We start from the raw sequence: 14,553 nt of genomic DNA, 5'->3' as shown, positions 1-14,553 counted from the left end.
TAGTCTTTTTTATTGCAGAGCTTTGCTCTTGGCCCTAGTCTTGCTTCCATCCCCTCCCAGGAGGGGATGGAAGCAAGACCGTTACTCTCAACCCTCCGCTCTCAACGACCGCCCATGACAAGTGTTATCCCCCTTCACAACCCGGACGATCGCTTCTACTACTTTGCCTACGGCTCCTGCATGTGCCCAGTCGATCTAAAACGCTCCTTGGGCGAAAGCACTCACGACTATGTGGTTGGGCCAGCGACGCTCGCCGGGTATCGGCTGGGGTTTTTTCGGCGATCGCGCCTTCGCAACTGCGGTGTGCTCGATGTCGTCCCGCACCCTGGTTCTACGGTGCAGGGCGTGCTTTACCACCTGCCCTGGCGGCTCAGCCCCGCCCTCGACCTGCGCGAAGAAGGCTACTGCCACGAAATGGTCACCGTCATCGCCAACGGGCAAGCCTACGCGCAAACTCGCACCTACTCGGTAATCAGCAAGACTCACGAAGAAATTGCTCCCAACGAGTGGTATTCCAGCGTGGTCATGCGAGGAGCCGCCACCTGTGGACTGCCAGAAGAATATTGCTGGAGCCTATTTCATCACATTCACTCGCTGCAACGGCGGCAGACAGAGGCTCCGCTGCGCCGCACGGCTTAACCTGCTAGCAACGGGTCAGAGCATTCCTTATAATGAGGGCTACTTACAACCCTTCACCCCGCTGCCACCGTGACCCAGACGCCGCTTTCGCCTCGCCCTGCTGTGACCGATGCTCGCCCCGATGCCCTGGGTCGTTTTGGCCAGTTTGGCGGTAAGTACGTGCCCGAAACCCTCATGCCCGCCCTCTTTGAGCTAGAGCAGGCATTTTACCAATACCGCGACGAGGCCGACTTTCAGGCCGAACTAAATGGCCTGCTCAAGGATTACGTAGGTCGAGCCACGCCCCTCTATTTCGCTGAGCGACTCACCGCTCACTACCGCCGTCCCGACGGTAGCGGTCCCGATATTTATCTCAAGCGCGAAGACCTCAACCACACGGGCGCGCACAAGATCAACAATGCTCTGGGTCAGGTGCTGCTGGCTAAGCGCATGGGCAAGCAGCGCATCATCGCCGAAACCGGGGCCGGGCAGCATGGAGTCGCCACCGCCACGGTGTGCGCCCGCTTTGGCCTTCAGTGCGTTATTTACATGGGCGTGCAAGATATGGAGCGCCAGTCGCTGAACGTGTTTCGCATGCGGCTGATGGGGGCTGAGGTTCGCGGCGTCACGGCGGGCACCGGCACCCTCAAAGACGCTACCTCTGAAGCGATTCGCGACTGGGTAACGAATGTAGAAAACACTCACTACATCCTCGGTTCCGTCGCCGGCCCGCACCCTTACCCGATGATGGTGCGCGATTTCCACGCCATTATCGGAGAAGAAACTCGCGCCCAGTGCCAAGAGAAGTTTGGCGGCCTACCTGACATTCTGATGGCCTGCGTTGGCGGCGGCTCCAACGCCATGGGCCTGTTCCACGAGTTTGTCAACGAGCCCACGGTGCGGATGATCGGCATTGAGGCGGCGGGCAGCGGCGTGGCTACCGGCAAGCATGCGGCCACCCTGACGGAGGGTCGAGTTGGCGTGCTCCACGGAGCGATGAGCTATCTCCTTCAAGACAGTGAAGGTCAGGTGATCGAAGCCCACTCCATCAGTGCTGGTCTGGACTATCCCGGTGTTGGCCCCGAGCACAGCTTTTTGAAGGATGCAGGCCGAGCCGAATACTACAGCGTTACCGACCAAGAGGCGCTAGACGCGTTTCAGCGGGTATCGCGTCTGGAGGGAATTATCCCCGCGCTGGAGACGGCCCACGCCTTTGCCTATCTCGAAACCCTGTGCCCGCAATTGACGGGCAACCCCCGTATTGTGATCAACTCCTCGGGCCGAGGTGATAAGGATGTCAATACCGTTGCCAAGGCGTTGGGCGGGCTAGAGTAGGCGGTCTAAGTCGCAGATCAATTGGAACGTGAGCGGATTGCCGTGGACACAAGTGGCGGGCCTAAATCGCTGTACGACACTGACTTCAACATTTGGTTGGAGACCACGGCTGCTCAACTGCGATCGCGCAATTTTGATGCCCTCGACCTAACCAACCTAATTGAGGAAATCGAAAGTCTCGCCCGACAGGATCGCCGAGCGCTGTCCAACTTGCTTCGGCAGATTTATGAGCGGCTGCTGAGGCTAAATTTTTGGGAGACTGAGCACGCTCGCCACAGTCGTGACTGGATTATGGGAGTACTGCACAATCGCCACGACATCCGTTGATTGTGGAGGATAGCCCCAGCCTGCATCTACACCTCGATACAACGTTCCCAAAGCAATATGGTCAACGGACGCGAGCTATTCTTGATCCTCAGCGGTGTCCAAGAAGGATGTGTTCCTACGACATCCTGCTTTACCCTGGAGCAAGCCCTGGACAGTGATTGTTTCCCGTGGCAGCCCGGTTTATCTGACAACAATTAGGAACCTCTATGGCCGACGGTTTTGAAATCTGCGATCGCGACCTCACCCCCGACTTGTTGGATCGCTATCGGCAGGCCAGCGCGATCGCCTGTGACACCGAGACCATGGGTCTACTGCCCCAGCGCGATCGCCTCTGCTTAGTGCAGCTCTCTGACGCTGACGGCTATGTATCGGTAGTGCGCATCGAACTCGGCCAAAAAGAAGCGCCCCTACTTAAAGAGCTGCTAGAAGCCCCAGACATTCTCAAGCTGTTTCACTTTGCTCGGTTCGATTTGGCCACCCTCAAGCACAACCTGGGCATTACCGTGGCCCCGGTGTTTTGCAGCAAAATCGCTAGCAAACTGAGCCGCACCTATAGCCCTCGCCACGGCCTTAAAGAGCTGGTCAAAGAGTTAGAGGGCATCGAACTCGACAAAACCGCCCAAAGCTCTGACTGGGGCAATGCTATGAATCTTTCCGACGAGCAGCTGCGCTACGCCGCCAATGACGTGCGCTACCTGCACAGCATTCACCAAACCCTGACTGCCATGCTCAAGCGCGAGGGCCGGTGGGAGTTAGCGCAGGATTGTTTTAGCTGTTTGCCTACCTTCGTCGCCCTCGACCTGCTCCTGTACCAGGGGGTGTTTGAGCACTGATTAACCATCCTTTTTTCCTCTAAGGGAGGCTGCGACAACGGCTCTGTTTAGGAAATGCCTGCGGCGATCGCGAGACAGGTAAGATAGGCCTATCCACTTTGAAGATGATCTCAGAGGAGAACGACTATGAGCGTTGATAGCAAGGACTTCCAAGACGAGCTGCAAAAAGCAATCGACTACGCCCATCAAATCACCGCCGAAAAGGGCGAAACCTCTGCCGAAGCCGCTGCCGCCTGGGACGTGGTGGAAGAGATGCGAGCCGAGGTTTCGCACCAGCATCAGATCCCTAAGAAAACCGGCTTTGACCAATATCTAGAAGACAATCCTGAAGCGCCCGAAGGCTTGATATACGACAATTAAAGGCAACTTCTAGAAGGCAACTTCACCCCTCCCATGGGTAGATTTGGAGTGTTAAAATTGTCTTAGTTAGTTTTCGGTAGATTTCGCTTGTTTCATTTCACTTTGATTTCCGATACAGCTTTGTCTCCGTTTACTCACTGCACTTTGTACAGTACGGAGACCATCCTATGTCACTCTATGTTGGTAACTTGTCCTACGATGTCACTCGCGAAGATTTAGAGCGGGTGTTTGCAGAATATGGCGAAGTCAAGCGGGTTAGCCTGCCCACCGATCGCGAAACCGGTCGTCCCCGAGGCTTTGCCTTTGTGGATATGGCCGCCGAAGCTCAGGAAGACACCATCATCGAATCCCTCGATGGAGCTGAGTGGATGGGCCGTGAACTGCGGGTGAACAAAGCTCGCCCCCGCGATGACGCTCGCAGTAGCAGTGGCGCTGGCGGCGGCAATGGTGGCAACTACCGGCGCACCGGCTTCTAGATCTGTTTAGCCAGCTCGATAAGCGCTAAATGTTTGAAGGGTAGACCGTTGCGGCCTACCCTTTTTTGCGGAAGAGCTAGGGTGCTAAAGCCCAAAAATTCGCTATCGTCTTGACTTTTCAATCCTTCGGCAAATCTTGGGCTAAACCGTAAAGCTACTACTGAAAACTTGCCCGCTCGGCCTCCACCGGAGAGCGATCGACGGTGGGCTGAGGCCTACCATTAGTATCCAAATAGCCCAGCTCTTGCAAAAAGGCGTAGAGGGCAGTGGGAAAGTCGGGATAGGTACCAGCTAGCTCACCCTGGTCGTTGTAGGTTTCGAGCCCCCAGTCGTCGGTGCGCTCGTAGTGGGCCAGCATGAAAAGCCAGGCCTCGCGATAGTTTCCTAGGCGAATATTTTGGGCCACGTAGCCCGCTAATACGCCGTTTTTGTCGCTGCGATCGGCAAACTCAGGGTCTTCTACCGTGAAGCGCATATCAGCTGCAGCGTCTTCCAAATAGTTGGTGAACTGAGGTGTGGTGTCGCGGTACTCACCATTTTCGTAGGTGAGAATGACGCTGGGTGGGTACGAGCCGGCGTAGGAGCTAAAGGTGTAGAAAAACGAGTTGTCGAGGGTGACGAACTCCATCAGCCCATCGCCGTTGAGGTCTTTGAATTGCCCGCCGCTACCGTCAAGGTAGCCAAAATAAACTGGGTTAAACTGCTCGTTTTGCCAAGTGTAGGTAGTAGTAGCCAGGCAGCAGTGGGCACCACCGCTGTAGGTTTGAACCACCACCTCTGAAGTGCCGTCGCTGTCGAGATCGATCAGCTCAATGCCTGCAAACATCGCAGCGGTGTCAGTGGTGGACAGCTTGAGCTCGTTGTTGTGAAACAGCTGAATCGTCAGGTTGTCGCTAACTTCTTCGGCGGCGTAATCGAGCGGCGTATAGCTGACGACAACGCGAATGGCCCCCTGCTCGATCGCTTGATCGCTAATCGCTTCAGTGTCGGAATCAATTTCAATGCGGGGATTTTCTGCTAGGGCGGGCAGGCCCAGGGCCAACAGACTACCGATAAGCAAGCTTTTGAGGATGGCTTTCATCAACTGTCTTATGTCTAATGACATTACTTACGTGGTTTGCTCAGCTTGCCCCGGTTGATTCTGCCGCTACCAGCGTCGCCAGTGGCGTTTGCCCACCACAAAAATTCCCAGCAGCACTCCTACCAGGAGGGGGTAAGACATGGCAACCAGCGCGGTAGGGATGGGCAAAAACCCTTTGACAAATAGCACCAGGGCGATGCAGGGCACCAATGCCCACAGTACGCCAGTGTCGATGTACACACTCTTAAACCAGCGTTCCAAAATGGTGAGGGCTAGGGCACCGATGCCAAAGCCGGCGGCGACGGGCAGCGCCATGAACAGCAGCTGCATCAGGGGCATTAGGCTGCTGCCGGTGTTGGCTAGCAATAGGGCTAACCCCTGAGCTAGCAGCAGGTCGGCGGCGGTGGCGATCGCCACCGCTACCAAAGCCACCTGAAACAAAATCGCCCAGGGCAAAGACTTAAACCGCCAAAAGGGATTACGCATAGCCGCAGCAATAGGAAGTCAAGCCCATTATTGCGCTGAATTTTCAATCTGGCTGTGGGAATGGTATCAATTGTGAGGCTAGGTGGGTGTCATGCTCCCCCTCAAAAGCAGGGATGATTGCCGTGATAAGTAAATCTTTGCGGTGCTGATGCCTTAGATATGGGATAACAATAGATGCGGGTTCAGGCGATCGCCTGGGCTTGGTTGCCCTAACTTCCTGTGTGATCTATGGAAAAGCTGCTGCGTGGTCTGCGTGACTTTCAGGAAAACTACATTCCCGACCGCCAGGAGCTGCTCAAAGAATTGGCTAAGGGGCAGCATCCCAGGGTGTTGTTCATTGGCTGCTCTGACTCGCGGGTAGACCCTACCATCATTACCCAAGCTGAGATTGGCGATCTGTTTGTGATTCGCAATGCCGGCAATATTATTCCGCCCTACGAGGCTACCAACGGCGGCGAAGGAGCCACCATTGAGTACGCCATGGAAGCTCTGGATATTCACCAGGTGATTGTCTGCGGCCACACCCAGTGCGGAGCCATGAAGGGACTGCTGCAAATTGGTGACCTTGAAGAAAAAATGCCCCTGGTCTACCACTGGCTGCGCCATACCGAGGCCACCCGCAAGCTAGTCGAAGACCACTACGGCAGCATGGAAAAGAAGGACAAGCTGGATTTACTGGTGGCCCAAAACGTCCTCACCCAGATCGACAATCTGCAAACCTATCCTTCGGTGCGCTCCAAGCTCCACGCCGGTACCCTAGCCATCCATGGCTGGATCTATAAGCTGGATTCTGCCGAGCTGCTGGCCTACGACGAAGAGGCTAAAGCCTTCGTGCCACCCCACAGCAAAATCTATGCCGATCTAAACGATGCGAAGTCGCTTAAGCCGGGTGGGCTTTCCCTAGAGTTCAACGACGCAGTCCGGCCCGGTGCGGGGGCCCCTTCAGTGGCGCTGCCCGAATTTTCTGAACCGGTGCAGCCCTACTGGCCGGGGGCCAACCGTCTCAGCCCCGAGCAGGCCGCTCGCATTTATCGAGGCGCTGGGGTGTAGGGCTACCGATCAAAATTCGCAATTCGCCGCGCCGCGCCAATGCTCTGCTCGCCCGGACCAAAGGTGACCTCTAGCGCCTGCTGGTCGGCAAAGGCGCTGGAAGCTTCGCGGTAGACGGTGCGAGTGGTGGGCAGGGTGCGCCGCTGGCCGTTGTAGTCGAAGGTGATGGCGTACTTGACATCCTTGAGCACCATTGGATCGGTGCGCTGCTCGATAGCTTCGCGCTTGCGGGCTTCTAGCTCATCGGCGGTGGGGCGAGGGGGCAGGGCGGGCCAGTAAAGCCCGTTGTCGTCGGGGCCAGTGGCGGCACCTTCAGGGCGCACGCCGTTGCGGTTGACGAGGGAGTTAGACTCAAAGATTTCTTGGTGAATGGTTTGGCGGCGGTCAAAGCTGCGGGCGTAGTCGACCTGCCAGGTTTGGGTAACAGTGGCGGTAGCTTCGTAGGTGCCGGTGGTGACGGTGTTGCCTGTAGCAGGGTAGTTCTCGCATCCCGCGACCAGTCCCAGAGTTAGCCCCAGTGCACTGGTCTGAAGCCAACGGGGTACAGAAAACGTAGAAGACAGCGTAGGCATAGCAACGGTCGGTGGTTTATTGACGGTTTGTCTGTATATAGACGCTACCAGCGCTTTGTACAGACCACCTATGTAATGCGGCAGAGGATGAAAGTGGCACAAGAAGGTAGTGAATCGGGTGCGTCGTTCCTCGCTGTGACAGCACTTTTCCTGGGGTACGACTTACGGTCCGGGAGCTAGAAGGTAAAAAGTTGGTCACTTTAACCCGACGTTATCTTATTGAGACTACCCAACCGCTTAGGATGGGGCAGGCTATGAAGGGTAATCAAACCGTCGCCGAACTTAAATTACGTTGTGTATCGATTTAGTGCATCTGCCTATCGCTTACTGAGCGTATTGATCAAACCTGGTGAATACTACGCTCCTGCTTTTGCATATTAAAGCTGCCCGGCTGCCCCCACCGTGCGTCCATACCCCCAGCTATGACCCAAACGTCGCTCTCGATTCAACAAACTTTTCAGTCTCTGGAGCCTTTTGATCGGCTGCCTGCCGAGGCGTTACAGCAGCTCTTGCAAACGGCCCAGCCCCTCAAGTACCGTGTCGGTCAGCCGTTGCTGCGACGGGAGGTACTGACCCAGCAGGTAATTGTGCTGCTAGAAGGGCAAGCTCGGCTGTTGGGCTACGACCCGCGCAGTCAGCAGCCGGTGACCCTAGGGCGCTTTGGCCGGGGTGAAATGCTGGGGGTGATCAGCTTAATTCGCGGGGTGCCCTGCGAAACGGTAATCGCCTCAAGTGAGGTGCTGGCCCTCACCCTGCCGTCGTACACGTTTTTGAGTTTGCTCAACGAGTACCCAGAGTTTGGGGGGGAAGTGCGCGATCGCGTCTATGCGATCGAGGCCTTTGACCTGGTAGCCGAGCATGCCAAAACCCATGCCCTCGACGTGGGCGATCTCAGGGCCAAGGCCCAGACGGTCTGTGACGAATCGGCGATCGTCACCCTACCCACCGGTTCCAATAATCTAGCTCAGCTCGATCGCGCCCTTACCTGGGTGCTCAGCGGCGGCACGGTGCTCAACCTGCCCGTGGGCTCAACCCTGGCCCTCGATCGCCCCGTGGAGATCCTTAGTCCCCAGGGAGCGCGGGTGCTGGGAATGACCCCGGCGGTGCTTGCCGAGACCCTGCCCGAACCTGCTGATCTGGAGCCAGAGGCCGTTGCTCGATCTGTAGAGGTGCTGGATGTCAACAATGTCCCCTACGCCACCGAGGCCGATCTGGTGCCCCGAGTCCAGGCGTCCTCAGCGTTAGAGAAGTCGCCCAGCCGCCGCTACCCCTTCGCGCGGGGTCGAGGCGAGGTCGATGGGGCGCTGGCCTGCTTTGACATGCTCAGCCAGCAGTTCTCCATGCCCTTTCGCAAAGATGTCATTCGCCGCATCTTGGCCAACCAGCACGAGCGCATGGGTCAGCTGTCGCTGCCGATCTGCGGTTCGGTGAGCGAGATGATGGGCCTCAAAACTCAGCTGGTGCGCGTGCCCGTCGGGGCGTTTGGCCGCCTCAATACCCCCTGCCTGATCCGTTGGCAGGAGAGCTTTGCGGTGCTCTACGAAACCAGCGAAAAAGCCTATATTTTGGGCGATCCCGAAGTGGGTATTATTCGCCGCACCCCCGAGAGCTTTGCCGAGGCCTGGGGCGAGAGCGGAGAAGTGCTATTGCTGGAGCCCACCCGCGAAACCCCCCAGCAAAAATTTGGCCTCCAGTGGTTTTGGCCCTCGATTCAGAAGTACCGCTGGGTGCTGATCGAGGTGTTTGTCGCCTCGTTCTTTGTGCAGCTGTTTGGCCTAGCCAACCCGTTGATGGTGCAGATCATCATCGACCGGGTAATTGTGCAAAACAGCGTCGATACCCTGCAAGTGCTGGGTGTCTTCTTGGTGGTGGTGGCCATTTTCGAGGCCCTGCTCACCAGTTTGCGCACTTACCTGTTCGTCGATACCACCAACCGCATCGATATGGCCCTGGGGTCGGAGATCATCGACCACCTGTTTCGCCTGCCCCTGCGCTACTTTGACAAACGCCCCGTGGGCGAACTCTCTAGCCGCATCAACGAGCTTGAAAACATTCGCCAGTTTCTCACCGGCACAGCCCTGACGGTAGTGCTCGACGCGGTGTTCTCGGTGTTGTACATCGTGGTGATGTTCATCTACAGCTGGGTGCTGACCCTGGTGGCCCTAGCAACGATTCCGCTGTTTGTATTAGTAACGGCGCTAACTGCCCCCATTGTGCGCAAGCAGCTGCGCATTAAGGCCGAGCGCAATGCCGCTACCCAGTCGCTGCTGGTGGAGTCGCTGTCGGGCATTCAGACTGTCAAGGCACAGAATATTGAGCTGCGCACCCGTTGGAAGTGGCAGGAGCGCTACGCCGAATATGTCAGCGCCGGGTTTAATACGGTGCTGACCTCCACCACCGCCAACTCGGCCAGCAACTTTCTGAACAAGCTCTCAGCCCTGCTAGTGCTGTGGGTGGGGGCCTACCTAGTGCTGGAGGGGCAACTCACCCTAGGCCAGCTGATCGCCTTTCGGATTATTTCGGGCTACGTGACTGCGCCGATTTTGCGCTTGGCCCAGCTGTGGCAAAACTTTCAGGAAACGGCTCTGTCCTTGGAGCGGCTGTCTGACATCATTGACCACCCTCAGGAGACCGAGGCCGACGAGGCCAACCAGATTCCGATGCCCGAGATTACTGGGCAAGTCACCTTCGAGAACGTGGCCTTTCGCTTTGCGCCCTCGGGGCCGCTGCAATTGGCCAGCGTTAGCCTAGAGTTTCCGGCGGGGATATTCATCGGTGTAGTGGGCCAAAGCGGCTCGGGTAAGAGCACTTTGATGAAGCTGCTGCCTCGCCTCTACGAGCTAGAGTCGGGCCGCATTCTGATCGACCACTACGACATCAGCAAGGTCGAGCTGCATTCGCTGCGGCGGCAGATTGGCATTGTGCCGCAGGATAGCCTGCTGTTTGAGGGCACTATTCAGGAGAATATTTCGCTCACCAACCCTGACGCCGAGCCCAGCGTGATTATTGAGGCGGCAAAAATTGCCTGCTGCCACGATTTCATTATGGATTTGCCCCTGGGCTACAACACCCGCGTTGGCGAGCGGGGCTCGACCCTGTCGGGGGGGCAGCGACAAAGAATTGCGATCGCCCGCACCATTCTGCAAAATCCACGCCTGCTGATTTTGGATGAAGCCACCAGCGCCCTCGACTACGATACCGAGCACCAGGTCTCGATGAACCTCAAAGGCTGGGCCGAGGGTCGCACGGTATTCTTTATCACCCACCGACTCAACACCATTCAGCAGGCCGACCAGATCTTGGTGATGGAGCAGGGCTCAGCGGTCGAGCTGGGCACCCACGCCGAATTGATGGAACTCCAGGGGCGCTACTTTACTCTCTACCAACAGCAGCTCAGCGGCGTTTAGGCTAGCAGCAGATAATTTTGAATTTTTAGTTTTGAATTTAATTCCTACCCCGCAATTCAAAATTCAAACCTCAAAATTTAAAACCCTCCATTACCCATCTACCCACCCACTCCCCGACTCCCCTACTTCCCCCATTCCCCAACCATGGTTCGCATCAACAGCATTCCCCCTACTCAATCGCAGACCCCTGACCCAAACGGCGACGCCGTGCTGGCCAACCAGCCCTCGCGGCAAAAGGTGCAGTTCGACAAGCCGGTGATTCTTCGCCAGTCACCCCGTTGGTCGCGAGCGGTGGTGTGGAGCCTGGTCGGAGTGACGGCGTTTACCTTGGCCTGGGCGTGTTTGGCTAAGTTTGAGGAGGCCATACCGGCCCAGGGCAAGCTAGAACCCAAGGGCATGGTGCAGCCGGTGCAGGCTCCGGTGGGCGGTGTGGTGCGGGAGGTGCTGGTAACCGAGGGACAGGCTGTGGAGGTAGGTGACCCGCTGCTGCGGTTTGACCCCGAGACCACCCAGGCCCAGCTCACCTCGCTGGAGACCATTCGCACCAAGGTGCGGGAAGAAAATGCCTACTATAAGTCGCAGCTAGCTGACAATACTGAGGCCAGCGCCCCGGTGGATATTGCTCCCGGTCTGGTGCAGTTAACCAGCAACCGCGCCGCCTTGGTGGCCGAAAACGCCCTCTATCGCGCCCAGCTAGCGGGGGATGTGACAGGGGAGAGCTTGCCTGTCGCCCAGCGCGATCGCCTACGGGCTTCTAATGCTGAACTCAACTCACGCCTCAGCATCGCTAACTTGGAGGTGGATCAGCTGCGTCGTCAGCTCACCCAGACCGAGGCTCAGCTGGCCAATGCCCGCGATGCCCTGCGGGTTAACCAAAATATTCTCGATCGCATTCGGCCGCTGTATGAGGCGGGGGGCATCGGCGAAATTCAATATCTCCAGCAGGAGCAGGAGGTGAACAACCGCCAAACCGAGGTCAACCGCCTGGTGGAGGAAGGGCAGCGGCTAGAGCTGGCGATCATCCAGGCCCAAGAGCAATTTCGCAATACCTCGATCGCCTCCCAAGACGACTTGCAGCAGCGCATCGCCGCCAACAACAACCAGATCGCCACCATTGACAGCCAGCTAACCAAAACTATTCTCGAAAACGACAACCGCCTGCAAGAGCTCGATAGCCAAATTGCCCAGCTCCAGCAGACCCTCACCTACCAAGAGCTGCGCGCCCCGGTGAACGGCACGGTGTTTAATCTCAAGGCCAACCAGGCGGGCTACGTGGCCAACTCCACCGAGCCGATTCTTGAAATTGTGCCCAGCGATGCCCTGGTGGCACGGGTGTTTATCACCAACCGCGACATTGGCTTTGTGCGCGAAGGGATGGAGGTCGATGTGCGCATCGACTCATTCCCCTACAGCGAGTTTGGCGATGTGAAGGGCACTCTGACCCGGATTGGTTCTGACGCGCTGCCCCCCGATCAGATCAACCCCACCTTTCGCTTCCCGGCAGAGATTACCCTAGGCGATCAGGTAATTGCGATCGATGGGCAGCCCGTGAAGCTGCAATCGGGCATGTCGCTGAGCGCCAATATCAAGACCCGACCCCGGCGGGTGATTACCATCTTCTCTGACCTATTTGTGCGCAAAATCGACACGATTAAGACGGGTGGCTAGCAGCCAAGACAGCACTCAAAGCTTTGGTTAACTGAGGTTTTAAGGTGTGAGGTGCAGGGTTTGAGGTTGCCCCTCGCGCCCTAAACCTTGCACCTTAAACCCCTTTTTCAGCTTGTCTTTCCCCAGGCCAATTTTTTCGTGGCGATGCATTCATAGAAAAAGCAGACTAAGTCATCCTGATTTGATAGAATAGCGTCTATGTAAAAAGCGCCGTTGCTTGATTGGGGAGGTTGTTCGTTGATTCATGCCACGCTGCACCAGCTTAAGGTTTTTGAAGCAACTGCCCGCCACGGCAGCTTTACCCGGGCCGCCGAAGAACTCTACCTGACCCAGCCCACGGTGTCGATTCAGGTGAAGCAGCTGACTAAGGCGGTGGGGCTACCTCTGTTTGAACAGATCGGCAAGCGTCTCTACCTCACCCAGGCAGGGCAAAAGTTGTTAGACACTTGCCAAGAAATTTTTGACGGCCTCGACCAGTTTGAGATGGCAGTGTCTGATCTCAAGGGTCTCAAGCAGGGCCAGCTGCGTCTAGCGGTGATCACCACGGCCAAATATTTTGTGCCCCGGCTACTGGGACCATTTTGTCAGCGGTTTCCCGGCATTGATATTTCGCTGAAGGTGACTAACCACCAGCAGATTCAAGAGCGCATGGCCAACAACGATGACGACCTCTACATCATCAGTACGCCGCCCGAACAGCCCGACCTGAAGATTTACCCCTTTCTTGAAAACCCCCTAGTGGTGCTGGGGCCGCAGGACCACCCGCTGGTGGGCAAGGCGCGATCGCCCATTAGCGTCCTCGATGGTGAGCAGTTCATCATGCGCGAGCCCGGATCGGGAACCCGTCACGCGGTGCAAAAGCTGTTTGCTGAGCACGATATAAATGTGAAGGTGCGGTTAGAGCTGGGTAGCAATGAGGCGATCAAGCAGGCGATCGCAGGCGGTCTGGGCATCTCGGTGCTGTCGCTGCACACCATTATTTCTGAAGGCACCAGGGGTGAGTTTGCCATTCTTGACGTTGACCATTTCCCCATCGATCGCCACTGGTATGTGGCCCACCTGGCGGGCAAGCAGCTCTCGGTGGTTTCTCAGGCATTCTTAAACTACCTGCTAGAAGAAAGCCACACCCTGGTAGAAAACCTGCTGCCGGGGATTAGTCGAGCACCAGCTGCGATCGATCCTAAGGGCGCAGAACTGCTGACTAAGGTCTAGCCTGAGCAGATGAGGCTACCTAAGCCACCTTCAAAAAGAGGTCTTGATCTTGGCTAACCAATAGACTTACCCCCTTTTTTGGGGGGTCGCTACCCTGACCGTGAAACAACTCTCGCTCGAACAACGCGAACTGGTATCGTCGCTCGTAAAGCGGCTTGGAATGATCCGTGGGATCAGGGCAGTCGTGCTTGGCGGGTCGCATGCCCGCGGCCGCGCTCAGCCAGGGTCGGATATCGATTTTGGCATCTTCTACTCAGAATCAGATCCTTTCTCTATCCAAAGCCTTCGTGAGCTGGCTGACGCCGTCGACAACACCGCCGCACCAGTGGTCACAGACTTTTATGAGTGGGGTCCCTGGATTAATGGTGGAGCCTGGCTGACCATTGGCGGCCAGCGCGTCGATTTCCTCTATCGCAGCCTTGAACACCTAGAGCGGGTCATCGCCGAGGCAGAAGCAGGCCGGTACGAGCTTCACTATGCCCAACAGCCACCCTTTGGATACTTCAGCGGGACGTACCTTGGCGACGTTGAGGTATGTGTTCCCCTGTTCGATCCCGAGGCCCGGCTCGATTTGCTAAAGCGGCGGGTCGCGAACTACCCGGAGGCCCTGCGCCACTCCGTAGTGCAAGACTATCTTTGGATGGCGGAATTCGGCCTTACTGCATTCGCCCGCAAGTTTGCCATGCGCTCTGATGGCTATGGGACGGCAGCTTGCCTAACCTGTGCCGTGAACCAGCTGATATTGGTGCTTTTCGCTTTGAACCGCACCTACCTGATCAACGACAAGACGGCCCTTGAGGAGATTGCCGAGTTTAAGCAGGCCCCGCGGGAGTTCGGGCTGCGGGTGCAGAAGACGCTCGCGCACCTCGGTGCGTCTCCTACAGAACTCATCGCTGCTGTCGAGAGTGTCGCACAACTGGTTCGGGAGACAGTTGACCTAACAGACGGGCTATACAAGCCACGCTACCCGCTACCAACGTGATTGGGGCCAATCAGCATATTGTTTGATTAAAGGATTTATTCAAAATATTGATGCCTAGCTCACGGCCTAGTCATTCGGTAGTTCTACCTACCCATCGTGTCGCCTCGTTATTAGAGCTGAAATGTCTAACTGGCCTTTTCCGTGCC

14 protein-coding genes are annotated in these 14,553 nt (G+C 56.8%); 11 read left to right on the top strand and 3 right to left on the bottom strand.

All coding sequences use genetic code 11. From position 1 onward, the window contains the following. Positions 1-114: 114 nt before the first annotated feature. The 6 genes from H6F59_RS14170 to H6F59_RS14145 all read left to right on the top strand — a co-directional run bounded on the left by H6F59_RS14170 (position 115) and on the right by H6F59_RS14145 (position 3,949). A complete protein-coding gene (locus H6F59_RS14170; RefSeq protein ID WP_199325793.1) occupies positions 115-639 on the top strand; it encodes a gamma-glutamylcyclotransferase in 525 nt (174 codons plus the stop codon). 69 nt (positions 640-708) lie between these two features. Beyond that, on the top strand, positions 709-1,953 hold the full coding sequence (gene trpB / locus H6F59_RS14165; protein ID WP_190701009.1) for a tryptophan synthase subunit beta: 1,245 nt from the start codon (positions 709-711) through the stop codon (positions 1,951-1,953). A gap of 42 nt (positions 1,954-1,995) precedes the next feature. Continuing rightward, positions 1,996-2,280 carry a DUF29 domain-containing protein gene (locus tag H6F59_RS14160; protein WP_190701006.1) on the top strand — a complete coding sequence of 95 codons (285 nt, stop codon included), beginning with the start codon at positions 1,996-1,998 and terminating at the stop codon, positions 2,278-2,280. 206 nt (positions 2,281-2,486) lie between these two features. Then, positions 2,487-3,113 carry a ribonuclease D gene (locus H6F59_RS14155; RefSeq protein WP_190701001.1) on the top strand — a complete coding sequence of 209 codons (627 nt, stop codon included), beginning with the start codon at positions 2,487-2,489 and terminating at the stop codon, positions 3,111-3,113. 126 nt (positions 3,114-3,239) lie between these two features. Then, entirely contained in the window at positions 3,240-3,473 is a 234-nt protein-coding gene (locus H6F59_RS14150; protein WP_190514840.1) for a Calvin cycle protein CP12, read from the top strand. Positions 3,474-3,640: 167 nt separating this feature from the next. Continuing rightward, the gene (locus H6F59_RS14145) at positions 3,641-3,949 is read left to right on the top strand and encodes an RNA-binding protein (protein WP_190514841.1); all 309 of its coding nucleotides are present in this window, start codon (positions 3,641-3,643) and stop codon (positions 3,947-3,949) included. A gap of 157 nt (positions 3,950-4,106) precedes the next feature. Here the strand turns inward: H6F59_RS14145 and H6F59_RS14140 are convergent, their stop codons facing one another. After that, positions 4,107-5,030, bottom strand: coding sequence for a hypothetical protein (locus H6F59_RS14140; RefSeq protein WP_190700996.1), 924 nt, complete (start codon positions 5,028-5,030; stop codon positions 4,107-4,109). Positions 5,031-5,096: 66 nt separating this feature from the next. Continuing rightward, positions 5,097-5,516, bottom strand: coding sequence for a peptide chain release factor 1 (locus H6F59_RS14135; protein ID WP_190514843.1), 420 nt, complete (start codon positions 5,514-5,516; stop codon positions 5,097-5,099). 228 nt (positions 5,517-5,744) lie between these two features. On the opposite strand from H6F59_RS14135, the gene H6F59_RS14130 reads away from it, so the two are divergent. Beyond that, complete coding sequence (locus H6F59_RS14130; RefSeq protein WP_190700991.1) at positions 5,745-6,566, top strand: carbonic anhydrase; 822 nt, start codon at positions 5,745-5,747, stop codon at positions 6,564-6,566. Between the two features lie 2 nt (positions 6,567-6,568). Here the strand turns inward: H6F59_RS14130 and H6F59_RS14125 are convergent, their stop codons facing one another. Further along, positions 6,569-7,138 (bottom strand): hypothetical protein, encoded by a 570-nt coding sequence (locus H6F59_RS14125; protein WP_190700988.1) that lies wholly within the window; start codon positions 7,136-7,138, stop codon positions 6,569-6,571. A gap of 422 nt (positions 7,139-7,560) precedes the next feature. Here H6F59_RS14125 and H6F59_RS14120 point away from each other — a divergent pair, with 422 nt between their 5' ends. The 4 genes from H6F59_RS14120 (at position 7,561) to H6F59_RS14105 (ending at position 14,407) form a co-directional block, all read left to right on the top strand. After that, positions 7,561-10,545 (top strand): type I secretion system permease/ATPase, encoded by a 2,985-nt coding sequence (locus H6F59_RS14120; protein WP_190700985.1) that lies wholly within the window; start codon positions 7,561-7,563, stop codon positions 10,543-10,545. A gap of 144 nt (positions 10,546-10,689) precedes the next feature. Continuing rightward, complete coding sequence (locus H6F59_RS14115) at positions 10,690-12,213, top strand: HlyD family type I secretion periplasmic adaptor subunit (RefSeq protein WP_190700982.1); 1,524 nt, start codon at positions 10,690-10,692, stop codon at positions 12,211-12,213. Positions 12,214-12,450: 237 nt separating this feature from the next. After that, positions 12,451-13,425 carry a LysR family transcriptional regulator gene (locus H6F59_RS14110; RefSeq protein WP_190514848.1) on the top strand — a complete coding sequence of 325 codons (975 nt, stop codon included), beginning with the start codon at positions 12,451-12,453 and terminating at the stop codon, positions 13,423-13,425. Between the two features lie 100 nt (positions 13,426-13,525). After that, on the top strand, positions 13,526-14,407 hold the full coding sequence (locus H6F59_RS14105) for a nucleotidyltransferase domain-containing protein (protein ID WP_190700979.1): 882 nt from the start codon (positions 13,526-13,528) through the stop codon (positions 14,405-14,407). Positions 14,408-14,553: the final 146 nt, after the last annotated feature.

The organism is Nodosilinea sp. FACHB-141 (assembly GCF_014696135.1).
Lineage (GTDB): Bacteria > Cyanobacteriota > Cyanobacteriia > Phormidesmidales > Phormidesmidaceae > Nodosilinea.
Note: the sequence above shows the minus strand (reverse complement) of the source record. Positions and strands in the feature narration are given on the sequence as shown.

Excerpts from the sequence above, each read along its gene's own strand:
- H6F59_RS14170 (WP_199325793.1), top strand. The coding sequence starts at position 115 with ATGACAAGTGTTATCCCCCTTCACAACCCGGACGATCGCTTCTACTAC.
- H6F59_RS14155 (WP_190701001.1), top strand. The coding sequence starts at position 2,487 with ATGGCCGACGGTTTTGAAATCTGCGATCGCGACCTCACCCCCGACTTG.
- H6F59_RS14150 (WP_190514840.1), top strand. The coding sequence starts at position 3,240 with ATGAGCGTTGATAGCAAGGACTTCCAAGACGAGCTGCAAAAAGCAATC.
- H6F59_RS14145 (WP_190514841.1), top strand. The coding sequence starts at position 3,641 with ATGTCACTCTATGTTGGTAACTTGTCCTACGATGTCACTCGCGAAGAT.
- H6F59_RS14140 (WP_190700996.1), bottom strand. The coding sequence starts at position 5,030 with ATGAAAGCCATCCTCAAAAGCTTGCTTATCGGTAGTCTGTTGGCCCTG.
- H6F59_RS14135 (WP_190514843.1), bottom strand. The coding sequence starts at position 5,516 with ATGCGTAATCCCTTTTGGCGGTTTAAGTCTTTGCCCTGGGCGATTTTG.
- H6F59_RS14130 (WP_190700991.1), top strand. The coding sequence starts at position 5,745 with ATGGAAAAGCTGCTGCGTGGTCTGCGTGACTTTCAGGAAAACTACATT.
- H6F59_RS14125 (WP_190700988.1), bottom strand. The coding sequence starts at position 7,138 with ATGCCTACGCTGTCTTCTACGTTTTCTGTACCCCGTTGGCTTCAGACC.
- H6F59_RS14120 (WP_190700985.1), top strand. The coding sequence starts at position 7,561 with ATGACCCAAACGTCGCTCTCGATTCAACAAACTTTTCAGTCTCTGGAG.
- H6F59_RS14115 (WP_190700982.1), top strand. The coding sequence starts at position 10,690 with ATGGTTCGCATCAACAGCATTCCCCCTACTCAATCGCAGACCCCTGAC.